This window comes from Tetzosporium hominis, assembly GCF_002265435.1.
GTDB classification, from domain to species: Bacteria; Bacillota; Bacilli; order Bacillales_A; family Planococcaceae; genus Chryseomicrobium; species Chryseomicrobium hominis.
Window position 1 is genome coordinate 26,539 of the sequence record NZ_NOKQ01000289.1, and the last position, 24,421, is coordinate 50,959.

Annotated in this window: 16 protein-coding genes, 1 other RNA gene and 1 other annotated feature; of the genes, 15 read left to right on the plus strand and 2 right to left on the minus strand. The window is 45.1% G+C overall.

Going from position 1 to position 24,421, the window contains the following annotated elements:
- Nucleotides 1-20: 20 nt before the first annotated feature.
- The 5 genes from CF394_RS13230 to dtd all read left to right on the plus strand — a co-directional run bounded on the left by CF394_RS13230 (nucleotide 21) and on the right by dtd (nucleotide 6,560).
- Nucleotides 21-365, plus strand: a complete 345-nt coding sequence (locus tag CF394_RS13230) for a LapA family protein (protein WP_094944235.1) — start codon at nucleotides 21-23, stop codon at nucleotides 363-365.
- A gap of 66 nt (nucleotides 366-431) precedes the next feature.
- The gene (recJ, locus tag CF394_RS13235) at nucleotides 432-2,738 is read left to right on the plus strand and encodes a single-stranded-DNA-specific exonuclease RecJ (protein WP_094944237.1); all 2,307 of its coding nucleotides are present in this window, start codon (nucleotides 432-434) and stop codon (nucleotides 2,736-2,738) included.
- Between the two features lie 12 nt (nucleotides 2,739-2,750).
- Entirely contained in the window at nucleotides 2,751-3,263 is a 513-nt protein-coding gene (locus CF394_RS13240) for an adenine phosphoribosyltransferase (protein ID WP_094944238.1), read from the plus strand.
- Between the two features lie 659 nt (nucleotides 3,264-3,922).
- On the plus strand, nucleotides 3,923-6,112 hold the full coding sequence (locus CF394_RS13245; RefSeq protein ID WP_094944240.1) for a RelA/SpoT family protein: 2,190 nt from the start codon (nucleotides 3,923-3,925) through the stop codon (nucleotides 6,110-6,112).
- Nucleotides 6,113-6,122: 10 nt separating this feature from the next.
- On the plus strand, nucleotides 6,123-6,560 hold the full coding sequence (gene dtd, locus CF394_RS13250) for a D-aminoacyl-tRNA deacylase (protein WP_094944241.1): 438 nt from the start codon (nucleotides 6,123-6,125) through the stop codon (nucleotides 6,558-6,560).
- Nucleotides 6,561-6,632: 72 nt separating this feature from the next.
- Here dtd and CF394_RS13255 read toward each other — a convergent pair whose 3' ends face one another.
- Nucleotides 6,633-8,159, minus strand: coding sequence for an N-acetylmuramoyl-L-alanine amidase family protein (locus CF394_RS13255; RefSeq protein ID WP_094944242.1), 1,527 nt, complete (start codon nucleotides 8,157-8,159; stop codon nucleotides 6,633-6,635).
- Between the two features lie 116 nt (nucleotides 8,160-8,275).
- Nucleotides 8,276-8,509 (plus strand) — a binding site (T-box leader).
- Nucleotides 8,510-9,220: 711 nt separating this feature from the next.
- On the opposite strand from CF394_RS13255, the gene hisS reads away from it, so the two are divergent.
- The 4 genes from hisS to CF394_RS13275 all read left to right on the plus strand — a co-directional run bounded on the left by hisS (nucleotide 9,221) and on the right by CF394_RS13275 (nucleotide 13,390).
- Nucleotides 9,221-10,507, plus strand: coding sequence for a histidine--tRNA ligase (gene hisS / locus CF394_RS13260; RefSeq protein WP_094944244.1), 1,287 nt, complete (start codon nucleotides 9,221-9,223; stop codon nucleotides 10,505-10,507).
- Nucleotides 10,504-12,276, plus strand: a complete 1,773-nt coding sequence (gene aspS / locus CF394_RS13265) for an aspartate--tRNA ligase (protein ID WP_094944245.1) — start codon at nucleotides 10,504-10,506, stop codon at nucleotides 12,274-12,276. Before hisS ends, aspS begins: the two co-directional genes overlap by 4 nt.
- Before the next feature lie 56 nt (nucleotides 12,277-12,332).
- Nucleotides 12,333-12,517: non-coding RNA, 6S RNA (gene ssrS / locus CF394_RS13270), on the plus strand.
- A 93-nt stretch (nucleotides 12,518-12,610) separates the two neighbouring features.
- Entirely contained in the window at nucleotides 12,611-13,390 is a 780-nt protein-coding gene (locus CF394_RS13275) for a tRNA threonylcarbamoyladenosine dehydratase (RefSeq protein WP_094944247.1), read from the plus strand.
- Between the two features lie 860 nt (nucleotides 13,391-14,250).
- On the opposite strand, the gene CF394_RS13280 is transcribed toward CF394_RS13275, so the two are convergent.
- Nucleotides 14,251-15,540, minus strand: a complete 1,290-nt coding sequence (locus CF394_RS13280) for a replication-associated recombination protein A (protein WP_094944249.1) — start codon at nucleotides 15,538-15,540, stop codon at nucleotides 14,251-14,253.
- A gap of 134 nt (nucleotides 15,541-15,674) precedes the next feature.
- On the opposite strand from CF394_RS13280, the gene cymR reads away from it, so the two are divergent.
- From cymR to alaS, 6 genes are all read left to right on the plus strand, one after another.
- The gene (cymR, locus tag CF394_RS13285) at nucleotides 15,675-16,097 is read left to right on the plus strand and encodes a cysteine metabolism transcriptional regulator CymR (RefSeq protein WP_094944251.1); all 423 of its coding nucleotides are present in this window, start codon (nucleotides 15,675-15,677) and stop codon (nucleotides 16,095-16,097) included.
- A gap of 11 nt (nucleotides 16,098-16,108) precedes the next feature.
- Nucleotides 16,109-17,260, plus strand: coding sequence for a cysteine desulfurase family protein (locus CF394_RS13290; RefSeq protein WP_094944252.1), 1,152 nt, complete (start codon nucleotides 16,109-16,111; stop codon nucleotides 17,258-17,260).
- Between the two features lie 5 nt (nucleotides 17,261-17,265).
- Nucleotides 17,266-18,378: a tRNA 2-thiouridine(34) synthase MnmA gene (gene mnmA, locus CF394_RS13295; protein WP_094944254.1), complete on the plus strand. Its 1,113-nt coding sequence runs from the start codon at nucleotides 17,266-17,268 to the stop codon at nucleotides 18,376-18,378.
- 6 nt (nucleotides 18,379-18,384) lie between these two features.
- Nucleotides 18,385-19,041 carry a tetratricopeptide repeat protein gene (locus tag CF394_RS13300; RefSeq protein WP_094944255.1) on the plus strand — a complete coding sequence of 219 codons (657 nt, stop codon included), beginning with the start codon at nucleotides 18,385-18,387 and terminating at the stop codon, nucleotides 19,039-19,041.
- Between the two features lie 16 nt (nucleotides 19,042-19,057).
- Entirely contained in the window at nucleotides 19,058-21,448 is a 2,391-nt protein-coding gene (recD2, locus tag CF394_RS13305; protein ID WP_094944257.1) for an SF1B family DNA helicase RecD2, read from the plus strand.
- A 291-nt stretch (nucleotides 21,449-21,739) separates the two neighbouring features.
- The gene (alaS, locus tag CF394_RS13310) at nucleotides 21,740-24,367 is read left to right on the plus strand and encodes an alanine--tRNA ligase (protein ID WP_094944258.1); all 2,628 of its coding nucleotides are present in this window, start codon (nucleotides 21,740-21,742) and stop codon (nucleotides 24,365-24,367) included.
- Nucleotides 24,368-24,421 lie beyond the last annotated feature (54 nt).

The following is a 24,421-nucleotide window of genomic DNA, read 5'->3' on the forward strand; positions in this document are numbered from 1 at the left end:
ATACATAGGAGGATGAATTTATGAAAGCACAATGGGCAATTTTAATCGGTCTTGTTTTAGCTATCATCATCGCCATCTTTGCTGTAGTGAATGTGGATCCTGTTCCCGTCAACTACTTGTTCGGAGAAGCACAGTGGCCACTGATCCTAGTAATTTTAGGCTCTGCACTACTCGGTGCATTAGTGAGCGGAATGCTCGCCATGGTTCGCAGCTTTACGTTAAGTCGCAAAGTAAAAGCGCTCGAAGCCGAAAAAGCGACGCGAGATGCAGAACTACATGCTGCTCAGAACGAGTTGACCGTATACAAAGAGCGCGAGATGAAAGCACAGCCTCAATACGAGGAAGATGTCAACCGCACACTTTAAAATCAGGAGCCTGTCCAAATGGGCAGGTTTTTTTGTATAATGGAAGTCTGTGAGGAAGTGACTTAAATGATTCAATCGAAGAAAAAATGGAGAATGCACTCCATTCCGCAACAACAAGCGGAAGCATTCGCAGAAGAACTAGGGGTCGAGCTGTTGGTTGCCAAGCTATTGCTTGCCCGCGGACTCGACACAAAAGAAAAAGCAGATGAGTTTTTACATACAGACGCTAGCGTCATCCATGATCCTTTCTTGTTTCAAGACATGGAAGGTGCTGTTGCTCGGATTAAAAAGGCAATAGAGTCAAAAGAAAAGATTCTTGTTTACGGAGATTATGACGCTGACGGCATCACGAGTGTGACGGTATTGATGGAGACGTTGACTTCGATGGGAGCAGATGTATCGTTCCGCATTCCAAACCGTTTTGAGGACGGCTATGGACCTAGTGAACGATTGTTCCGTATCGCACATGAAGACGGCGTCCAACTCTTAATCACGGTCGATAACGGGATTTCAGGAGTGAGCCAAATAGCTGTGGCGAAAGAGCTTGGAATGGACGTCATCTTGACAGATCACCACGAAGCGGGCGACATCATTCCAAATGCAGACTTTATCATTCATCCGCATTTAGAAGAAAACTATCCGTTTTCCGAATTAGCTGGGGTCGGTGTGGCTTTCAAATTGGCACATGCTCTACTAGGTCGTGTTCCTGAAGAGTTGATGTATTTAGTTGCCATTGGAACCATTGCGGATATCGTGTCCTTACGAGGAGAGAATCGCTACTATGTGAAGCGTGGACTTGAGTTGATGCGCACACGCCCAACTGAAGCCATTCGAGCGCTCGCTAGCGTCTCTAGTGTAGAAATTGGAGACATCAATGAAGAAACAGTTGGGTTTGCGTTTGGACCTCGTATCAACGCAGTAGGAAGATTAGGAGACGCTGATCCTGGAGTGCATTTGTTCCGGAGTGCAAGTAAAGAAGAAGCCTCTCTCTATGCGAAATTTTTGAATGACAAAAACAAGGAGCGGCAATCCATTGTTAAAGCCATCAGTGATGAAGCCATTGCTCAAGTTGAAGCAGGTCCCGTCCCAAGTGTCATCATTGTGGCACAAGAAGACTGGAATCCTGGTATTTTAGGAATTGTGGCGTCTCGTTTGGTAGAGAAGTATACACGCCCGACAATTGTACTCGGTGTGGACTTAGAAAAAGGTATTGCGAAAGGGTCTGCAAGGAGTATTGAAGGCTTCCATCTCTATCAAGAAATTGCGAAAAACCGGGACCTTGTTCCTCATTTTGGAGGCCACCCGATGGCGGCAGGGATGACGATTCCACTTGACAATTTAGACGAGTTCATTGAGCGGATGACAAAGCAAGGTGACGAGATATTGACAGAAGAGCACTTTACTCCAATCGTGACCGTGGATGTTGCTGTACAACTTTCTGAGATTTCTGTTGAAGCCATTGAAAAAACAGCGAAACTAGGACCTTACGGGATGGGATTTGCTAAACCGGTCTACAGCATTCAGAATGCTGAAGTGACCACGTTCCGCAAGATTGGTGCGAACCAAAATCATGCCAAACTTGAAGTGACGCAAGATGGGCACTCGTTAGATGTAATTGGTTTCCATCAAGGCGAGCTTGTCGATCAGCTTGCTCCTATGACCTCACTATCTTTGGTTGGAGATTTGCAAGTCAATGAATGGAACGGGCGGAAAAAACCTCAGATGATGTTAGAAGACGCAGCATCAACTGACTGGCAGCTATTTGATGTCCGGGGAATTCGTCAGCTCTACCGCTGGCTCAATCAGGTACCTGAAGGGGACGCGCATTTTATCGCGTTTCATGATCAGACCATTCAGACCTATCAGAGTCAATTGCCTGTAGCCATTACGAAACCTCAAGACTTCAAACCGCAACATAGCTCCGTCGTGCTACTCGACATGCCAGATGAAGAGTGCGAGTTAGATGCTATCATGGAAAAAGCCTCGTGGAGCCGCATTTTTGCGCATTTCTTTACTCCTTCACAAGCTTTCTTTGAAGGGTTACCGAGCCGGGATCAGTTCAAATGGTACTATTCGTTTTTGAAAAGTCGTGAGCGTTTCGCTTTGAAAGAACAAGGTGCACAACTTGCGCGACATAAAGGCTGGAGCGAACAAACAATTAATTTTATGTCAAAGGTGTTTTTTGAATTAGATTTTGTTAAAATAGACAATGGACATTTGGTGGTCAATACGGAGAGTCAAAAGCGCGACTTGACCGAAGCCCCAAGCTATCAGCAACAACAAAAGCGAATGGAGCTCGAACAGGTATTGCTCTACGCTCCGTATCGCGAACTGAAGCAGTGGTTTGACGCCAAGCGCCAACACCGGTCCTGAGGAGGAACAATTGTGGATTTAAAACAGTACGTAACAATCGTTGAAGATTGGCCAAAAGAAGGAATTCGATTTAAAGACATTACAACGATCATGGATAATGGTCCTGCTTATAAATATGCAGTAGATGAAATCGTCAAGTATGCAAAAGAAGTTGGCGCTGAAGTCATCGTCGGTCCTGAAGCACGTGGATTTATCATCGGATGCCCAGTGGCTTATGCTCTAGAAGTTGGATTTGCACCAGTTCGTAAACCAGGTAAACTTCCACGTGAAGTGATTACTGCAGATTACGGTCTTGAGTATGGAAAAGACACATTAACGATGCATAAAGATGCTATCAAACCAGGTCAAAAAGTGTTAATCGTAGATGATTTGTTAGCAACAGGTGGAACAGTAGAAGCGACAGTTAACTTGATTCAACAATTAGGTGGGGAAGTAGTTGGTGCTGCTTTCATGATCGAATTGACGTATTTAGATGGCCGCGACAAGTTAAAAGGCATCGATATTCGTACGCTAATCAGCTATTAATTTTAAGACGCAGCAGAGGACTTCTCTGACTGCGTTTTTTTAAATAAATATCAAAGTATACAATTCTGAAGGGTAAATCTTTACTTTATTGAGATCTGCAAAAAATGTTGCGAAAAAGCGTGCCGTAGATCTTGGGGCTGTTTCCTGAAGGATCAGGTCGATGCCGGATATCACCCGTGTCGCTTAGATGTCTAGTTACACCGTCTAGAAACCCACTCGAAAATCGGCCACACCCAATGAGGCAAAGAACGCCTCACCGGGTCCATCCGATTCCCGAGAAGTTTCTGACCAAGCCGGTTCCACTTTTCTTGCGTGAAGCGATTGGGAAGATTCGGCGCGGCCCTTTTGGAAACAGCCCCAAGTCAGGCACGATTTTAGCATTAAAACGGCGTTTCTAAACAGTCGGTTCCACATCTAAACGATATCGAGTTGCGAACGCCAGAAATCCACATCAAAACCATTCACCCCAACCGAGGCAAAAAACGCCTCATTTGGTGCGCCTGGTTTTGATGAAATTTCTAGAGCGGCGTTCTCCACATCTAGAACTTAGTCAATTATTCGAATTCAGAGGCCAGCAGCCCTTTACAATGGAGCTATTAGTTTACTACAATAGAGATTATAACTTTCGAAACGAAATCAACAGAAACAGGTGAGTGGGTATGGCAAAAGAACAAGTGCGGACAGCCGAAGAAGTCTTTGCAATCACAGCAACATATATGAATGAAACCAACGTTCGGTTTGTTGAAAAAGCGTATAAGCTGGCAGAACATGCCCACCGCAATCAATTCCGAAATTCAGGTGAACCTTATATCATCCATCCAATACAAGTAGCTGGAATTCTTGCAGACCTGCAGATGGATCCAGAAACCGTAGCGGCTGGATTTCTTCACGATGTCATCGAAGACACAGAATACACTCGCGAAGATCTCGTAAAGGAATTCAGTGAAGAAGTCGCGATGTTAGTTGAAGGTGTAACCAAGCTCGGAAAGATCAAATACATGTCTAAAGAAGAACAACAGGCAGAGAACCACCGCAAAATGTTCATTGCAATGGCTCAAGACATTCGAATCATCTTGATCAAACTGGCAGACCGTCTTCACAACATGCGCACGCTCAAACACTTGCCTGAAGAAAAGCAGCGCCGAATTGCCAATGAGACTCTTGAAATCTTTGCGCCACTAGCGCACCGACTTGGGATTTCAACAGTGAAATGGGAACTAGAAGATACCTCGCTTCGATATCTCAATCCGCAGCAGTACTATCGAATCGTTAATTTCATGAAAAAGAAACGTACTGAACGGGAAGCGTATCTGAACCATGTCATGAAAGACATAAATAGCCAGCTTGACGAAGTAGGTATTCAAGCGGATATTTCAGGGCGTCCAAAACACATTTACAGCATCTACCGCAAAATGGTCATTCAGCAGAAACAGTTTAACGAAATCTATGACTTGCTTGCTATGCGCATTATCGTGGATAGCATTAAAGACTGTTATGCGGTGCTTGGAATCATCCATACGTTATGGAAGCCTATGCCAGGCCGTTTTAAAGATTATATTGCGATGCCGAAGCAAAACTTGTATCAGTCTATCCACACCACAGTTATCGGACCGAACGGAGACCCTCTTGAAGTTCAAATCCGTACTCAAGAGATGCACAATATCGCCGAGTACGGGGTAGCAGCGCACTGGGCCTATAAAGAAGGTCGTAAAGTCGAGACGTCTGATGAATCTGTTGATACAAAACTGTCGTGGTTCCGAGAAATTTTGGAGTTCCAAAATGAATCGTCGAATGCAGAAGAATTTATGGAGTCACTAAAGTTCGATTTGTTTTCTGACATGGTGTATGTGTTTACGCCAAAAGGAGACGTCATCGAGCTCCCAGCAGGTTCTGTTCCAATCGATTTCGCTTACCGCGTTCACTCTGAAGTCGGCAATAAAACAATTGGCGCTAAAGTGAATGGTAAAATGGTGCCTCTTGATACTAAGCTTAAGACAGGTGACATTATCGAAGTCTTAACATCTAAACAATCTTTTGGACCAAGTCGTGACTGGCTCAAGATTGCCCAGTCCTCCCAAGCGAAAAACAAGATCAAGCAATTCTTTAAAAAGCAGCAGCGCGATGAGAATATCGAAAAAGGCAAAGAAGCCATCGATAAAGAGATTCGTTCACAAGATTTCGATCCGAAAGTTGTTTTAACTTCTGAAAACTTGAAACGTGTCTGTGAGAAATATGCGTTCACGAGTGAAGAAGATCTCTACTCGGCTGTTGGATTTGGAGGAATTACTGCTCAACAAGTGGTAAACCGTCTAGCTGAAAAGATGCGAAAAGAACGAGATCACGAAGAGACACTAGAGAAGATTTCAAAAAATATGGCATCACCTCCTGTCAAAAAATCGACGGAGTCTGGAGTTGTTGTAAAAGGAATTGACAACCTTTTGATTCGCTTGTCACGTTGCTGTAGTCCAGTTCCTGGTGATGAGATTGTCGGATTTATCACGAAGGGCCGCGGTGTCTCAGTTCACCGTGCGGATTGTCCTAACGTGCAAGGTGCGGACAGTAACCAACGCTTGATTGATGTGGAGTGGGAACAAGATACATCAGCGAAGAAAGAGTACGCAGTAGATATTGAAGTGGCTGCGTTTGATCGAACAGGACTTCTAAACGAAGTATTGATGGCTGTGACTGATTCTAAGACGACGATTGCAGCAGTAACAGGCAAGTCTGAAAAAGACATTGCGACCATCAACTTAACGATTAAAATTACGAATATCTCGCATTTACACAGAGTAGTGGACCGAATCAAACAACTTCCGAATGTATACTCCGTGCAGCGAATTATCAACTAAGAGGTGACTTATGCGAGTTGTTTTACAGCGAGCAAAACAAGCGAGTGTTACCGTGGCTGGAGAGACAGTCGGAGCCATTTCACATGGCTATGTGCTGCTAGTCGGCGTGACTCATGAAGATAGTGAAGCGCAAGCAGATTGGCTAGCAGATAAGATTGCTGGAATGCGTCTTTTCGAGGACGATGAAGGGAAAATGAATCGCGGTCTGCAAGATGTTGGCGGTTCGATTTTGTCCGTTTCTCAGTTTACTTTATATGCCGATACAAAGAAGGGGCGGCGTCCTTCCTTTATCGAGGCTGCGCGTCCTGATCAAGCAGAGCCTCTATGGGAGTATTTCAATGAACGACTTAGGTCTCACGGTCTTGCTGTGGAGACTGGGCGCTTCGGAGCCATGATGGACGTTCAACTGATCAATGATGGTCCGGTTACGATTATTTTAGAAAAATAACTCCAGGAGAGCTGTGTGCTCTTCTGGAGTTTTTTGTGACTAAAAAACTCACTCCCAAAAGGGAGTGAGCAATCAATCTTCTAATTCACTATCGAAAAACGAAATTAATCCTTCGTAGATGGCATGAGCAGCCGTTTCACGGAACTGCGCGGTTGAGACAGAGCGTTCTTCAGTTGCATTGCTCAAATAGCCAAGTTCTAGCAACACTGCATGCTGTTGGTTTTCACGCAACACTAGGTAATTGCCTTCTCGCACACCACGGTCCTTTAAAGATAATCGGTCTTGCAGAGCGCTATGAATGTGATCGGCTAAAGGCTTTTGAAAGCTATGTTGATAATATGTTGTGAAGCCATTTACTGACGAATCATCTACTGAATCGTAATGAATACTGACAAAGGCATCTGCAGCATGTTGATGACTCACAGAAACTCGCTTACGGAGTGCAATATAGGCATCAGATTCACGAGTGAAAATAACGTCTGCTCCAGCTGCTTCAAGCTTGGCTGCCAGTAACTCAGCGGTAGGCAGGGTTAAGCCTTTCTCAGCTGTCCCGTAATAACCAGTCGTTCCGTGGTCGTTACCACCATGACCTGGATCAAGTACTATGGTGAGACCAGTGAGTGTACCTGGTTTTCTCGTCACTTCTTCTTTCTCTTCTTCAACTATTGCAGCAGCATCGGTAGTGACAACCCAATTGGCTACGAACATCGTGTCGCCGTCGAGTTCGATCTCGTACCAATCGCTTTCAGCGCCTTTAACTTGTAGTTGCTTACCTGCATCAACGCGAGCTTTTACTTCGCTTGAAGTAGAAGGCTGCGCACGTAAGTTAGTCCCATTGTACAAAATAGTAACTACTGATGGCGCAGCAGAAGGTGTCTCATCACTTTCAACTTGTTCAGCTGAAGGTGAGGGCGTGGTTGCTTCGAAGCTTCCATAAAATTTGTACACCCAACCAGTAGAACCGTCTGCGAGTTGTAGTTCTACCCATGTATCATCTTGAGAGACCACTTGGAAAACATCATTGCGATAAATAAGTGCGGTCCGTTTTGAATCAAGAGATGGTTTTTTACGAACATTCAATGCGTCGACTTCCACTCGAAATGCATCATTAATAGGTTGCTCTACCATGTCACTAGCACTTGTAAGTTGCACGTATTCTTTATGTATCCATGCACTCGAACCGTTGTAGTCAATCTCTAGCCAGTCACCTTTAACGGATTTGACAGATACTGATGTTCCTTCTGCAAGCTGACCGAGCTTTGAGGAACTTGTCGAAGCATCAGCTCGAACATTCAATGTTTTCACTTGAACGATGGCTGCTTGGTTCTCAACTGTGGATGTGGATCCCGTCGTTAACCAGCTTGCCACCCATCCTTGTTGGCCGTTGTAATCAATCTGATACCAATCATTCTCTTTTGATAAGATATCCAACTCGTCACCAGCTTTTACGGAGCCAATCACCTCATACGTCAAACCAGGGCCTGAACGAACCTTTAAAGAAGGGGTATTGACGACGGCGCTTTCTGCAAAAGCGGTGAGAGGTGCGAGGAGAAGAAAAAGTATCAGTACGAAATAGCCATATGTACGAAAATTCTGCATAAATCGACCTCCTTATACATATAGTACAGACAGTGTCGTCAAATATCTAGGTTCATTTTAAAATAACCATTGACTTTCGATAAATACGTCATTAAGATAAAGTATATTACATGAACACATTGCCGAAGACCGAGAAAGTAACAGGTACAGAGGGACTGACAAGAGAGGAAAAGACGTGGCTGAAATCTTTTCTACAGACCGTACAGGTGAACAACACTCGAGAGGCGCTTTGTCGAACCCATTTTGGGTGTAGGTGAAGACGGTACTGGCCGTTACCCAGTTAATGAAGAGGACCGAATTTCGGTCAATCAGGGTGGAACCGCGGAAGCTTACAAGCTCTCGTCCCTTGCGTCGTGCACGCAGGGAGACGGGGGCTTTTTTATGTTTTTGACCGTTCTTCACATCTAATCGAAATCGAGTTGTGAACTTCATCTGAGAAGCCTTTTTGCTGAAAGTGCTCGGAAAAGAAACGCTTATCTATGGGAGCGGCCATCAGAATCCTCTCGGCATACCAAAGCTGATCTAGTTACACCGGCTAGAAACCCACTCGAAAATCGGCCACACCCAATGAGGCAAAGAACACCTCACCGGGTCCGTCCAATTCCCGAGAAGTTTCTGACCAAGCCGGTTCCACTTTTCGTAGCGCTTTGGCCTCCGCTGCGGGTTCTTCAAACCACTCTGATACCACGGAACGCGTATCTTTTCCTTCACCCTCTCACATAATAACAGCTTCAAGGAATGTTGCGAAAAAAGCGTGCCGTAGATCTTGGGGCTGTTTCCTGAAGGATCAGGTCGATGCCGGATATCACCCGTGTCGCTTTACCCGTAAAGCGATTGGGAAGATTCGGCGCGGCCCTTTTGGAAACAGCCCCAAGTCAGGCACGATTTAAGCATTAGAGCGGCGTTCTTCACATCTAATCGAAATCGAGTTGCGAACGCCAGAAATCCCCGCAAAAATCGTTCGCATCCATAAAGACAAAAAGCGCCTTTACGGATACGCCCAATTTTTACAAAATTTCTGGAGCGGCGTTCTTCACATCTAATAATTAGGAGGTTATTTCATGATTAAGGTACCAAGAGGCACGCAAGATATTTTGCCGGAACAATCTTTCAAATGGCAAACTGTTGAAGCCATCATTCGCGATACATGCAACGTCTATCAATATAAAGAGATTCGTACACCAATTTTTGAGCACACAGAATTGTTCACACGTTCCGTTGGAGATACTACAGATATCGTACAAAAAGAGATGTACACATTCGAAGACCGAGGGAACCGATCTTTAACGCTTCGACCAGAAGGAACAGCTTCTACAGTGCGCGCTTATGTTGAACACAAATTGTTTGGACAACCCGATCAACCAGTAAAACTGTATTATATGGGGCCGATGTTCCGTTATGAACGCCAGCAGGCAGGTCGCTATCGCCAGTTCGTGCAGTTTGGGATTGAAGCGATTGGAAGTGCGGATGCAGCAGTAGATGCAGAAGTGATCGCTCTAGCAATGGATGTTTATAAAAAAGCGGGTCTGAAAGATATAAAATTAGTTCTGAATTCTCTAGGGGATACGGAAAGTCGCACAGCTCACAAAGAAGCGTTAGTAGCACACTTTGCACCTCGCATTGATGAGTTCTGCGGAGACTGTCAACAACGTCTTGAAAAAAATCCACTACGTATATTGGATTGTAAGAAGGACCGAGACCACGAATTGATGGCTTCGGCTCCACAGCTGACGGATTATTTGAACGAAGAATCTGCAGCGTATTTTGAACGAATAAAAGCCTATCTTGAGGCACTCGACATTTCGTATGAGCTGGATCCGAATCTTGTTCGCGGTCTTGATTACTACAACCACACAGCATTCGAAATTATGTCGACAGCTAGTGGTTTTGGCGCAATTACGACTCTAGCAGGTGGCGGTCGATACAACGGTCTTGTGGAAGAGCTTGGAGGTCCGTCTTCGCCTGGTATCGGTTTTGCGATGAGTATCGAGCGTTTGCTTTTAGCTCTAGAAGCGGAGCAAGTAGAAATCGAAGACAACTCAGCAAGTGATGCTTACGTGATTGCTCTTGGTGATGTACCGAAACTTGAAGCCATGAAAATCGTGAAGTCTTTACGAGATTCGGGAATCAGCGCAGAAATGGATTACGCAGATCGCAAATTAAAAGCGCAAATGAAATCAGCAGACCGTAAGAAGTCTCAATTTGTTTTTATTTTAGGAGAAGACGAATTGAATTCTCGCAGTGTGCAAATCAAAGAACTAGCAACAGGGGACCAACAGATGGTGGCTATTGAAGAAGCCGTCTCGTATTTACAACAAAAGATGAACACCAAGGAGGCAACACAATGAAACGCACACATACATGTGGCACCATTACAAAAGAAGCGATTGCACAGCAAGTAGAACTGATTGGTTGGGTACAAAAACGCCGTGACCTAGGCGGCTTGATTTTCGTTGACCTACGTGACCGTTCAGGAATCGTGCAAGTCGTGTTCAACCCGGACTTCTCACAAGAAGCCATCGAAAAAGCAGACAAGCTTCGTAGCGAGTTTTTAATCTCTGTTAAAGGGACGGTTGTAGCTCGCGATGAGAAACAAGTAAATGCATCTATGAAAACAGGTGAAATCGAAGTTCAAGTGAATGAACTTACGGTGATCAACGAATCGAAGACACCACCATTTGCAATCGAAAATCAAACAGATGTAAATGAAGATCTTCGTCTAAAACACCGCTACTTGGATCTTCGCCGTCCGGTGATGTATGACACGTTCAAATTGCGTTCAGATATTACAAAAACAGTTCGCAACTTCTTAGCTGACGAAGGATTCTTAGAAGTTGAAACACCTATTTTGACGAAATCTACACCTGAAGGCGCGCGCGATTACTTAGTACCAAGCCGTGTGCACGAAGGGGAATTCTATGCGTTGCCACAATCACCACAACTCTTCAAACAGATGTTGATGGTGTCAGGATTTGAGCGCTATTTCCAAATTGCACGTTGTTTCCGAGACGAAGACTTGCGTGCTGACCGTCAGCCGGAATTCACTCAGATCGATATGGAGATGAGCTTCATGTCTATGGACGAGATCATTGAATTAAATGAGCGTCTGATGAAACAAGTGATGAAAGATGTAAAAGGAATCGACGTACAGACCCCATTCCCTCGCATGGATTATCAAGAGGCGATGGCGCGTTTCGGTTCTGATAAACCGGATGTTCGTTTTGGATTAGAATTACAAGATCTTCAAGCAATTGCTGAGACTTCAGATTTTGGCGTCTTCAAAAACGCGGTAGCAAACGGTGGTCAAGTGAAAGGGATTGCTGTTAAAGGTGCTGCAGCAGATTACTCTCGTAAAGACATCGATGCACTTGGTGAATTCGCTGGACGTTACGGTGCGAAGGGTCTTGCTTGGTTGAAAGTCGAAGAAGACGGCGTCAAAGGACCAATCGCAAAATTCTTCCCAGAACAAAAAGGGGAAGAGTTGATTGTTGCTATGCAAGCCGAGCCAGGAGACTTGCTACTATTTGTAGCAGACAAACCAGCAGTGGTAGCGGATGCCCTTGGAGCTCTACGTATGAAATTCGGGAAAGAGCGCAATCTGATCGATGAGTCTAAATTTGCTTTCCTGTGGGTAGTCAACTGGCCACTATTTGAGTACGATGCAGAACTAGGTCGTTATTTTGCTGCGCACCATCCATTCACACGTCCTGCTGATGAAGATGCCGCTCTTTTAGACACGGATCCTGCGAATGTCCGAGCTCAAGCCTATGATTTAGTATTAAACGGCTTTGAACTTGGTGGCGGATCACTACGAATTTACGAGCGTGAGATGCAGGAAAAAATGTTCCGCACACTTGGCTTCAGTGATGAAGAAGCGAAAGAACAGTTTGGTTTCTTGCTCGAAGCATTTGAATACGGAACGCCTCCACACGGTGGTGTAGCGTTTGGACTTGACCGCTTAGTCATGCTTTTAGCGGGTCGTACAAACCTTCGTGACACAATTGCGTTCCCGAAAACGGCAAGTGCAAGCTGTGTCCTTACAGATGCACCAAGCCCAGTTGCTGAAAACCAGTTGAAAGATCTCCACGTTGCAGTGATTTCACAGAATAATCAGTAAACAATTCACGTTAAGTGTTGCAAGAGATAAATTTCTGTGCTACTATAACGGTAATACGAATCCTGATGTGTACGTGACTTGTTAATCGATTTTGACCGAACATTTTATCGTCGGGAGTCTGACTTTCACAATAAAGAGCATGCCATCTCGGTGGACGCTTCGGCGTTGTGAAGAGGACACCCACCTGCTGAGTGCGGGTTCAAAACGATAGCTTTACAGAGACGGCACGCTTGGGATTCGTCTTCTTATTGAATGCTACCCCTTCAGTTATCTAGCTGAAGGGTTTTTTAACGGAGTAAATCCGACTAATCAACTAACTTTTGGAGTGAATTTTATGTTGCATCAATTTTCAAGAAATGAATTAGCTATAGGAACAGAGGGACTTGACCTTTTAAAGAATACAACTGTTGCTATTTTAGGTATCGGTGGAGTCGGATCGTTTGCTGCTGAAGCTTGTGCTCGAAGTGGAGTGGGGCGCATTATTTTGGTGGACAAAGATAACGTAGATATCACAAATATCAACCGCCAGCTTGTTGCGTATCTTTCGACTGTAGGGAAGAGTAAATCTGCTATCATGAAAGACCGGATTGCGGATATCAACCCAGACTGTGAAGTCATCGATATGCATATGTTTTATACGGAAGAAACTTACGAGCAGTTCTTTGACCTTGGTATCGATTATGTGATTGATGCATCAGATACTATCATTTACAAAGTGCATCTGATGAAAGAATGTTTGAAGCGCAATATTAAGATCATCTCGAGTATGGGTGCTGCAAACAAAATGGACCCAACTCGTTTCCGTATTGCGGACATCTCGAAGACACATACGGATCCGATTGCGAAGGTCATCCGTACGAAGCTTCGTAAAGAAGGAATTAAAAAAGGGATTCCAGTTATTTTCTCAGATGAGAGCCCGATTGTGGTTCGTGAAGATGTTGTGAAGACAGTAGGGAAGCCTGAAGCGGAGATCCGTAAGGCGAAGATGCCGCCGAGCTCGAATGCGTTTGTTCCTTCAGCTGCTGGGTTGATTGCAGCGAGCTGGGTCATTCGCGATATTTTAGAGCCAATTGAAATCCAAACGGTTATGGATGTAAAGTCGAAGAAGAAATAACTAGTGCTTAAAAGCTAATTTTTTTCAGAAAATATCCCCTTCACCCAAAATGTCATATTCCTAGGGGAGAACCTTGGTAATTTTGATTGACTTTCTTCAATCTCGAGACGATGGATTTTCTTTTAGTGCAATAAACCACAGGTGCAGGACTCGCTTATTGAGCGGGTCCTGCACCTGTCTTCATCGTACGGGAGAAAATCCACATCTAATAGTGGCAGAAAGTCAGTTTGTAACTGCTTTGGAGGAAGTTGCGAAAACTTCACTATCCCTTCGTCGGCTCTGCCTCTAACAGATGTGGCAAAACTTACAGATATCTTCTATACAACTAGATGAAGGCGGGGCTGTGCTGGAGCAAGGCCCGATTGATTAAGTTAAGACTCATAGTTTAGGACAGCAGGAGCGTAGACTTCCAAATTAAAACCCAACCCTTGGGGTTGAATCAATACCAACTGTATTTAGTACTGAACTATTAAGTTGCGTGCAACTTTCTCGCTGACTAGAATGTGATTCTAAACTTGACATGACGGGCCCGCCCCAGCGTAGCCCGACTGCTTTCCGATCTCTATTCAGCTAGTTGGTTAAAACTTCGGAACAAGTAGAGGCGTAGACGTCGCAGAAGTTTTGTAGTTCTACCACTTCTCAACAAAGCTTTAGTAATACCGGTCCTATCTGAAGGCTTGGATTGATTTATCAGAGAACTAAGAAGAGCAGTGGCTGATTTGCTCAATAAGCGAATCAGCCACTGCTAGTTTTTATTTCTATTAAAAAATCAAACCTCGGCGAGTAGACGTGACTGATACTCTTCAGATTTTCGGTTTAGTATAAGGAATTGGTTTTTAAATAGTTTTCTCAGTTGGAGATCATTTCTTCTTTTTAAAGGATTCGAGCTTGTGGTAGATAGAAGACAGGCGTTTTTCTTCGCCAGCCTCCACAGGCTCATAATAATGCGTGCCAACTAATTTGTCTGGCAAATACGTCTGATCGACCCAGCCACCGAACGACCCGACCTTTGTGTCGTGTGGATACTGATAGCCAACATGACCTAGTGCTTTAGCGCCTCCATAGTGTGCATCTCGCAAGTGAAGTGGGATGTCTCCGGTCTTGCCGGCATGTATTCCAGCAATTGCTGCATCAAGTGCTTTGTATGCAGAGTTGGATTTTTCGGATAAGCACATTAAGACGACGGCATTTGCTAGAGGAATGCGAGCTTCCGGTAATCCTAACCGTTCGGCTGCTTGGATGGCAGATAATACTTGTCCACCAACAGCGGGGTTTGCTAGACCGATATCTTCGTATGCAATGACAAGAAGTCTCCTAGATAAGGCCACTAAATCTCCGCTTTCTAGTAAATGAGCTGTGTAGTAGAGAGCGGCATCGGTGTCGCTACCGCGTATCGATTTTTGAAGTGCAGACAGTAGGTTATAAAAGTGACTTCCTTTTTTGTCTCCGAAGACACCGATTCGCGAAGCGAGCTGCTCAACAAGAGAATCCTCAATCAAAATTTTTCCATCTTCTTCATCAGAAGCTTCTACAATGGACTCAAGTAACGTCAACGCTTTCCTGGCATCTCCATTAGAAGCCTCAGCAATCTGCACGATCTGAGCATCCGTAATAGCAATGTCCATTTTGCCAAGCCCTCTGTCTTCGTCTTCAAGAGCACGACGCAAGAGCTTTTCCATATCAGGTTGCTCAATGCGTTTCAATTGTTTGATTTCACCACAGCGTGACCGGATGGCGGGATTGACATCATGGTACGGGTTTTCTGTAGTCGCCCCAATCAAGACAATGGACCCGTTTTCCACATGAGGGAGTAGTGTATCTTGTTGTAGCTTGTTAAAGCGATGAATCTCATCTAAAAACAACAACACTTTTCCAGTTAAACGAGACTCTTTAACAACATCTTCAATATCTTTTTTCCCAGAAGTTGTTGCATTCAGTGCAATAAAGGGAAGATTTGAAGATCCCGCGATTGCATAAGCAAGTGATGTCTTGCCGATACCTGGTTCACCGTAAAGCAGCATAGACGGGACGTGCCCGTTGCGTATCATTTGGTATAAACCGGTTGTAGGGCCTATAATATCTTGTTGACCCACAATCTCTTCAAGCTTCTGAGGTCGCATGCGAAATGCGAGGGGTTCTCCTGATGCCATGCAGACACCTCCTATTACGAACATTTGTACTTCTTAGTGTACCAAAGATGACAGGTCATTTCATCGAAAATCCCTTGCTAGGTATGCTATACTTGTAGCGGAAAAGTTAACTAATGAACGGACGGTGTCAGGAGATGAAAATCTCAACTAAAGGCCGCTATGGCCTCACAATTATGATTGCATTAGCCAAAAATGAAGGAGAGCGCCCGTTGTCTCTTCGCCAAATTGCTGCGGACCATGATTTATCGGAAGCGTATTTAGAACAGATTGTCTCGCCACTTCGCAACACAGGATTAGTAAAAAGTGTTAGAGGAGCATACGGCGGCTATAAACTTGCTAAACCATCAGAAGAAATCACTGCTGGTGATGTGATTCGTGTCTTAGAAGGACCGATTCAACCGGTCGAGGGTATTGAAGACGAAGCTCCAGCACAACGCGAGCTATGGATTCGTATTCGTGATGCCGTGAAAAATGTTTTAGATACAACGACTATTCGCGACTTGGCCGATCACTCAGACGATCCGTTCACTTCGGACGCATATATGTTTTATATTTAGGAGAGGTTCTAATGAACAGAATTTATTTAGATCATGCGGCTACATCACCTGTACACCCTGACGTGATAGCAGCATTGACAGAAAGTTATACGACGTGTTTCGGAAATGCTTCGAGCATCCATGGGACGGGGAGAGCAGCACGTAAACAGCTAGATCAAGCACGGGAACAACTCGCAGCGACCATCCAGGCTCATCCGAATGAAATCATTTTAACTAGTGGTGGTACAGAAGCAGACAACCTTGCTGTTCTAGGTGCGGCCTATGCGAATCGTCATTTAGGAACTCACGTCATTACCACTTCGATTGAACACCATGCCGTGTTACACGCTGCCATCCAACTCGAGAAAGAAGGCTTTGACGTGACCTATCTACCTGTTAACGAAGCAGGAGTGGTAACAGTCGAAGCACTCGAGAACGCATTGCGCGACGATACAGTTCTTGTGTCAATCATGTTTGGTAATAACGAAGTCGGGACAATTCAAAATATTAAAGAGCTTGCTGGTGTAGTCAAGGACCACCAAGCCGTCTTTCATACAGATGCCGTTCAAGCTTACGGAACGCTTGAAATCGATGTAAAGGAATTAGGAGTCGATTTACTTAGTACCAGTGCACACAAGATCAATGGTCCTAAAGGAATCGGATTTCTTTACCAACGGACCGGAACAAAGCTTCGTCCCTTAGCTCAAGGTGGTCAACAAGAGCGCAAACGCAGAGCAGGAACTGAAGCGATTCCTCTAGCTGTGGCATTCGCAAAAGCTGCAGATATTAAACAACAGAGCTTGAAAAAGCATTACTTGTCTATGCTCAGTTTGAAGCAACATTTTATAGAGGAATTGACACGACTCGGCGCTACTTTTGAAGAAAATGCTAAGGCGGCCGAGCAACTGCCACATATCTGCAACCTCTTTTTCCCACAGACAGACATTGAGACCTTATTGATTCAATTAGATCTTGCAGGTATTGATGCATCCAGTGGTTCTGCTTGTACTGCAGGAGCCGTCGATCCATCACATGTACTGGTTGCAATGTTTGGAGAACAAGCCCCTCAGCTTCGTTCGTCCGTGAGATTTAGCTTCGGCTATACAACGACTAAAGAGCAGCTGACAGAAGCTGCTGAAAAAATTGCGGGTGTTCTAACGACACCTGCCTCGATATGGAAGTGACTAACATGACAGAAACTAAAGGCAAACGCGTTGTCATCGGAATGTCCGGTGGCGTGGATTCGTCCGTCGCGGCCTATTTATTAAAAGAACAAGGATACGACGTCATAGGAATCTTTATGAAAAACTGGGACGACACAGATGAAAACGGTGTGTGTACAGCTACAGAAGATTACGACGACGTGATCAAAGTGTGCAATCAGATCGGGATTCCGTATTATGCGGTAAACTTTGAGAAACAATACTGGGATAAAGTGTTCACGTATTTCTTGGACGAGTACAAAGCCGGTCGGACACCAAACCCAGACGTAATGTGCAATAAAGAAATCAAATTCAAAGCGTTCTTAGAGCATGCACTAGCACTTGGTGCCGATTACTTGGCAACAGGTCACTACGCACGAGTGGAAGAGCGTGATGGTCAGTTCCGCATGCTTCGCGGAAAAGATGCTAACAAAGACCAAACGTATTTCTTAAATCAACTGAATCAAGACCAACTGAAGCACGTATTGTTCCCAATCGGCGAGATCGAGAAAAAACGTGTTCGTGAAATCGCATTAGATCAAGGTCTTGCGACAGCTACGAAAAAAGATTCAACAGGAATCTGTTTTATCGGAGAACGTGACTTTAAGACCTTCTTGAGTGGGTATCTTCCTGCGCAACCAGGCAACATGGAAACGATGGACGGCCAAGTGGTCGGCAAGCACGACGGATTGATGTATTACACAATCGGTCAACGCCACGGACTAGGAATTGGCGGAGCAGGAGACCCATGGTTCGTTGTCGGAAAAGACTTAAAACGCAACGTGTTATTCGTTGGTCAAAATGCACAAAACGAAGCATTGTACTCAACTAGTTTGATTGCTGACAACGTCTCATTCACAACAACTGAAGAAAAGCCGGCAGAATTCCACTGCACGGCAAAATTCCGTTACCGTCAACAAGATACAGGTGTAACGGTTCGTCTTCTTGGAGATGACAAAGTGGAAGTCGTGTTTGACGAGCCTGTACGCTCTATCACACCAGGTCAAGCGGTCGTCTTCTATCAAGGCGACGAATGTTTAGGTGGCGGTACGATCGATCACGTCTTCCGTGACAACAAAAAATTAGACTACGTGGGGTAATCAGCAATGAATTGGAATGAAACCGGCATCCACGCGATGCATACTGGAGACTACGAAGAAGCAGCAAAAGCATTCACGCAAGCCATCGAAGAGAATCCGGAAGAAGCTGTTGGCTATATCAACTTCGGCAACTTGCTAGCTATCATGAACGATACAGAACGGGCAGAGCGTTTCTTTCAAAAAGCTCTAACTTTAGATGAGACAGCAGCAACGGCTTATTATGGTCTTGCCAATCTCTACTACAATTCAGAGCGTTTTGATGAAGCTGCCAAACTCTATGAGCGTGCGATTCGCAATCAACTAGAAGGTGCAGACGGGCATTACATGCTGTCTAAATCACTCCAAATGACAGACGAATTGAAGCTGGCACTTCCCTACGCACAACGTGCTCACGAACTGGCTCCAGAAGATGACGAGATTACACTTCATTACGCGATTTTACTCGCTTCTAACGAACTATTTGATCAAGCGAAGCCACTCTTAGAAGACTTGATCGAACGCGAACCAGAACATGCAGACGCACATTACAACTTAGGAGTCCTGTATGCGTTGACGCAAGAAGATGCAGCACCTGCACTTCTTCATTTAGATAAAGCGCTCGAAATTGAACCGAATTATGACCAAGCGCTTTATATGGCGGACATGATTCGATTACGAAACTAATACCGGAGGCGATCGGATGACGGAACGAAATGAAGACAAATTGTTTATTTCGGGTCGGCCGATTGTCTCCATTTTTCATAATGAAGATAATCTGTACTCGATTCTTAAAGTGAAGATCAAATCGACAAATACGAATTACACAGACAAAGAAGGCATCATCGTCGGGTACTTCCCAAAGCTCTCAACAGATGAAAGTTACACATTTTATGGACAGCTCAAGAACCACCCTCGCTACGGACAGCAGTTTGCTGTGGATACATTTGTGCGAGACAAGCCGGATTCTGTGCGAGGAGTCGTTCACTACCTATCTTCTGACTTATTCCCTGGGATCGGGCCAAAGACTGCTCAGACAATCGTAAAGAAACTCGGGGAGAATGCCCTACAGCAAATCCTCGACAATCCGGACGTGTTGAAATCCGTTCCGCGCCTGACAAAAGACAAACAACAGACCATTATACAAGGTCTTCAAGAGAACCATGGTATGGAACGAATCATGGTGCAGCTGAACGAATGGGGATTCGGTCCTCAGTTGTCGATGAAGATTTATCAGATCTACCGCGAAGAGACTTTAGAGAAGCTTAACGACAATCCCTACCGTTTGATTGAAGATGTCGAAGGTGTCGGGTTTGGTCGTGCCGATGAACTTGGTGCTCAACTCGGAATCGAAGGCGTCCACACAGATCGTTTAAAAGCTGGTATCTTGTATCTACTCAATCAAGCATCGCTTTCAGAAGGACATATTTTTGTTCCTACTGAACAATTGCTTGAAGATGTGAAAAGACTGCTCGAAAAATCTCAGGCTGCTGAAATCAATTATGAATCTCTGGCTCAAGCTGTTATCGAACTCGGAGAAGAGAGCAAGATCGTGGTCGAGCAGAACCGAATCTACATGCCGTCTCTCTATTTCTCAGAAGTCGGTATTGCAACAAAGACGGAGCGGCTGTTACAAACAAAGTTTAAAGGATTCAAAAAGAAACTCATCAATGAATCCCTTACTTCTATTGAAGCCGACTTTGGAGTGACGTATGCACCGACGCAAAGGAAAGCGATTGAGATGGCGCTGAACAACCAGATCTCAATTTTGACCGGGGGACCGGGAACGGGAAAAACGACCGTAGTTCGTGCCATTGTTGAACTGTATGCCGATTTGAATGGTCTGTCACTGGATCCAAAAGAATGGGCAAAAGAGGGCAAGCCGTTTCCGATAGCTCTTGCAGCTCCAACAGGTCGAGCGGCGAAGCGACTTAGTGAATCTACCGGACTTCCTGCCATGACTATTCACCGTCTGCTAGGCTTCACGGGACAAGATACTGAAGACATTGAAGGACGCCCGGTGGAAGCAAGCTTGATCATCATCGATGAGACGTCTATGCTTGATTGTTGGCTCGCGCATCAATTGCTAAAGGCCGTACCTGAAACTTCGCAAGTAGTTTTAGTTGGCGACCAAGATCAACTCCCACCCGTAGGTCCAGGGCAAGTATTGAAAGACTTACTCGCAAGTGGGAGACTCCCCGTAGTGGAACTTCAGGATATCTACAGACAAGCGGACGGCTCATCAATCATTGAACTCGCACATGCTATGAAGTCTGGAAAGACGACGCAAGACCTGCTGTCGAAGACAAAAGACCGCTCGTTTATCCCAGCTTCAGCTGACCAGATTCCGAAAGTCGTGGAGCAAGTCGTTTCCAGCGCACTCGCAAAAGGCTTTACAATCCGAGATTTACAAGTGCTCGCACCGATGTACCGAGGACCTGCAGGCATCGATGCCCTCAATAAAATGATTCAAGAAATGGTAAACGCCAATCCAGATGGCTCTCGAAAAGAAATGGTATTTGGAGATGCAGTGTACCGAATCGGCGACAAAGTGTTGCAACTAGTGAACCAGCCGGAATCGAACGTCTTTAACGGAGATATGGGGGAAGTCATCAGTATCTTCAAAGCATCGGAGAACGTGGAAAAGAAAGAATTGATGATTGTGTCGTTTGATGGGATTGAAGTTACTTATGAAAAATCAGATCTCAGTCAATTGACGCTAGCGTACTGTTGCTCGGTACACAAATCACAAGGTAGTGAGTTCTCCATGGTCATCTTGCCTGTCACAAAAGGCTATATGAAGATGCTCAGACGGAACCTACTCTATACAGCGATTACTCGTGCCAAAAACTATTTGATTCTTTGTGGAGACCCGCAAGCATTTCAAGTCGGGATTGAACGCAACGATGACAACTTACGCTTCACTACATTGATTGAACGGCTGTCACCAGATGCGCAACCTATTGAAGTCGATTTGGATTCGGAAGACAAAGACTATATCTTAAATGAAGAGACGGTGTTGTCCATTCATCCGATGATTGGAATGGACGGGGTTACGCCAGAGCAATTTCTTACACAAGAGATTGACAGCTGACAGCTACTTTCGGTATGATAAGTGGCAGAAAAGATAAATCGATGACGAAAAGAGTACGTAGTGTACCGGTCTAGAAAGAAGCCCCTCGGCTGCAAGGGTTTCCGAACGTCCACTATGGAAAGCTACTTCTGAGTGCAGGCTAAAACCTGCCGTACCCGCCACGTTACGGCATATTGAGATGCAGGTATTGTTCTCTGCAACTTAGGGTGGTACCGCGAATGCAAAGCTTTCGTCCCTTTGGGGATGAGGGCTTTTTCTTTTTTCGTCTGGAAAATAAAGGAGGACACAACGATGAAAGCTTTAACTGGTAACGAGATTCGCCGTTTGTATTTGGAATTTTTTATTGAAAAAGGGCACCAAGTCGAGCCAAGTGCTCCACTAGTTCCGATCAATGACCCGTCACTTCTATGGATCAACTCAGGAGTGGCAACACTTAAAAAATATTTTGATGGTCGTGTTGTACCTGAAAATCCACGTATTACGAATGCACAGAAATCGATTCGGACAAATGATATTGAAAACGTAGGAAAAACAGCCCGTCACCATACATTTTTTGAAATGCTAGGAAACTTTTCAATTGGGGATTATTTCAAAAAAGAAGCGATCCACTTTGCATGGGAGTTCTTGACGGACAAACGCTGGATGGGGTTCAACCCAGAACTTTTATCAGTGACTGTTCACCCAGAAGATGAAGAGGCGTATGCAATTTGGAGAGACGAAGTAGGGGTTCCTGAATCACGTATCATCCGTTTAGAAGGGAACTTCTGGGATATCGGAGAAGGCCCAAGTGGACCAAACTCAGAGATTTTCTACGACCGTGGCGAACAGTACGGAAACGATCCGCAAGATCCTGAACTGTACCCAGGTGGAGAAAATGAGCGTTATTTAGAAATCTGGAACTTGGTGTTCTCTCAGTTCAACCACAATCCAGACCACACATACACGCCACTTCCAAAGCAAAACATTGATACAGGGATGGGTCTTGAGCGTATGGCTTCTGTTGTACAAGACGTGCCGACAAACTTCGATACAGACCTATTCATGCCAATTATCAAGCAAACAGAAGACATCAGTGGCAAGACTTATGGCGAATCGAAAGAACAAGACGTAGCATTCAAAGTCATTGCAGACCACATCCGTACTGTAGCGTTTGCTATTGGGGACGGTGCACTTCCTTCGAATGAAGGCCGTGGCTACGTACTTCGTCGCTTACTTCGCCGTGCGGTTCGTTTTGCAAAGCAGCTAGGCATCGAAAAGCCTTTTCTATTTGAGCTTGTTCCAGTCGTTGGGGAATTGATGGAAGTCTTCTACCCAGAGGTCAAACAAAAAGAAGCGTTCATCAAACGCGTGATCAAAACAGAAGAAGAACGTTTCCACGAGACACTTGCAGACGGTCTTTCTATCTTGTCACGTGCCGTTGAAGAACAAAAAGCTGGAGGTTCTACAGTTGTTCCAGGAACTACAGTCTTTACTCTTTATGACACATACGGGTTCCCAGTAGAGCTGACTGAAGAGTACGCAGAAGAGGCTGGTATGACGATCGATCGCGACGGCTTTGATCTAGAGATGGAAGCGCAGCGGACTCGAGCTCGTGCAGCACGTCAAAACGTCGATTCGATGCAGGTTCAATCTGAAGTGTTTGCGTCTATTCAAGATGACAGCGAGTTTATCGGATATGATCATTTGAAGACACTTGGAAAAGTATCTACAATTGTTTTAGGGGCTGAAAAAGTGGACTCGGCAACAGAAGGTGACGAAGTGAAGCTTGTACTTGACCGTACGCCTTTCTATGCAGAGAGCGGTGGACAGATTGCTGATATTGGAACAATCTCAAACGACCACTTCCTAGGTCGCGTCAAAGATGTGCAGAAAGCTCCAAACGGTCAAAACTTGCACTCGGTTGTCATCGAATCTGGGGAGTTGAAAGTCGGCATGGAAGTGACGGCACAAGTCGATGCAGAGCTTCGTTCGAAGACGATCAAGAACCACTCAGCGACGCACTTGTTGCATCAAGCACTTAAGGATATTCTAGGGTCACACGTCAACCAAGCTGGTTCTTATGTAGGGCCAGACCGCTTGCGTTTTGACTTCTCTCACTTTGGTCAAGCAACGAAAGAAGAGCTTGAGCAAGTAGAGCGTATCGTTAATGAAAAGATTTGGGAGTCAACTCCTGTTGTCACAGGATTCCATTCTATTGACGAAGCGAAACAACGTGGAGCTATGGCACTCTTCGGTGAAAAATACGGAGATATCGTACGCGTTGTGGAAATGGGCGACTATTCGTTGGAGCTTTGTGGTGGTTGTCACGTCTCGACAACTGCTGAAATTGGCGTCTTTAAAATCGTCTCTGAAGGCGGGATCGGTGCAGGAACTCGCCGTATTGAAGCGGTCACTGGCCAAGCGGCTTATGAATTGATGAAAGAAGAAGAAGCACGTCTAGCTGAAGCAGCTGCTCTTATCAAATCGCAGCCTCGTGAGATCGTTTCGAAATTAGAAGCTCTACTTGCAGAAGTGAAACAGCTTCAAAAAGAAAATACGTCGTTATCTGCAAAGCTTTCTAGTAACCAAGCAGGTGAATTGTTAGCTGCTGTTCGTGATGTGAACGGGGTGTCCGTATTGACTGCCAAGGTCGATGCAAAAGACAACAATCAATTGCGTCAACTTGTAGATGACTTGAAACAAAAACTTGGTTCTGGAGTTGTTGTTCTAGGTGCTGTAGCAGGAGAGAAAGTGATGATTGCAGCTGGTGTCACAAAAGATCTTGCCGGAGAGCGTGCGCACGCTGGAAACTTAGCGAAGCATGTAGCGGAACAATGTGGTGGTAAAGGTGGAGGCCGTCCAGACTTTGCTATGGCAGGTGCGAAGGACGGTTCGAAGCTTGAAGAGGCTCTGAAATCCATTGACGAACTAGTGAAATAAGTTCCTTCTTTTTCCGTCATGGGGTATACTAGAACTACAGTTCCATGAGGTGGA

Excerpts from the sequence above, each read along its gene's own strand:
- recJ (WP_094944237.1), top strand. The coding sequence starts at position 432 with ATGATTCAATCGAAGAAAAAATGGAGAATGCACTCCATTCCGCAACAA.
- CF394_RS13275 (WP_094944247.1), top strand. The coding sequence starts at position 12,611 with ATGTTGCATCAATTTTCAAGAAATGAATTAGCTATAGGAACAGAGGGA.
- cymR (WP_094944251.1), top strand. The coding sequence starts at position 15,675 with ATGAAAATCTCAACTAAAGGCCGCTATGGCCTCACAATTATGATTGCA.
- recD2 (WP_094944257.1), top strand. The coding sequence starts at position 19,058 with ATGACGGAACGAAATGAAGACAAATTGTTTATTTCGGGTCGGCCGATT.
- CF394_RS13280 (WP_094944249.1), bottom strand. The coding sequence starts at position 15,540 with ATGGCATCAGGAGAACCCCTCGCATTTCGCATGCGACCTCAGAAGCTT.
- mnmA (WP_094944254.1), top strand. The coding sequence starts at position 17,266 with ATGACAGAAACTAAAGGCAAACGCGTTGTCATCGGAATGTCCGGTGGC.
- alaS (WP_094944258.1), top strand. The coding sequence starts at position 21,740 with ATGAAAGCTTTAACTGGTAACGAGATTCGCCGTTTGTATTTGGAATTT.
- aspS (WP_094944245.1), top strand. The coding sequence starts at position 10,504 with ATGAAACGCACACATACATGTGGCACCATTACAAAAGAAGCGATTGCA.
- hisS (WP_094944244.1), top strand. The coding sequence starts at position 9,221 with ATGATTAAGGTACCAAGAGGCACGCAAGATATTTTGCCGGAACAATCT.
- CF394_RS13290 (WP_094944252.1), top strand. The coding sequence starts at position 16,109 with ATGAACAGAATTTATTTAGATCATGCGGCTACATCACCTGTACACCCT.
- CF394_RS13230 (WP_094944235.1), top strand. The coding sequence starts at position 21 with ATGAAAGCACAATGGGCAATTTTAATCGGTCTTGTTTTAGCTATCATC.
- dtd (WP_094944241.1), top strand. The coding sequence starts at position 6,123 with ATGCGAGTTGTTTTACAGCGAGCAAAACAAGCGAGTGTTACCGTGGCT.
- CF394_RS13245 (WP_094944240.1), top strand. The coding sequence starts at position 3,923 with ATGGCAAAAGAACAAGTGCGGACAGCCGAAGAAGTCTTTGCAATCACA.
- CF394_RS13300 (WP_094944255.1), top strand. The coding sequence starts at position 18,385 with ATGAATTGGAATGAAACCGGCATCCACGCGATGCATACTGGAGACTAC.
- CF394_RS13255 (WP_094944242.1), bottom strand. The coding sequence starts at position 8,159 with ATGCAGAATTTTCGTACATATGGCTATTTCGTACTGATACTTTTTCTT.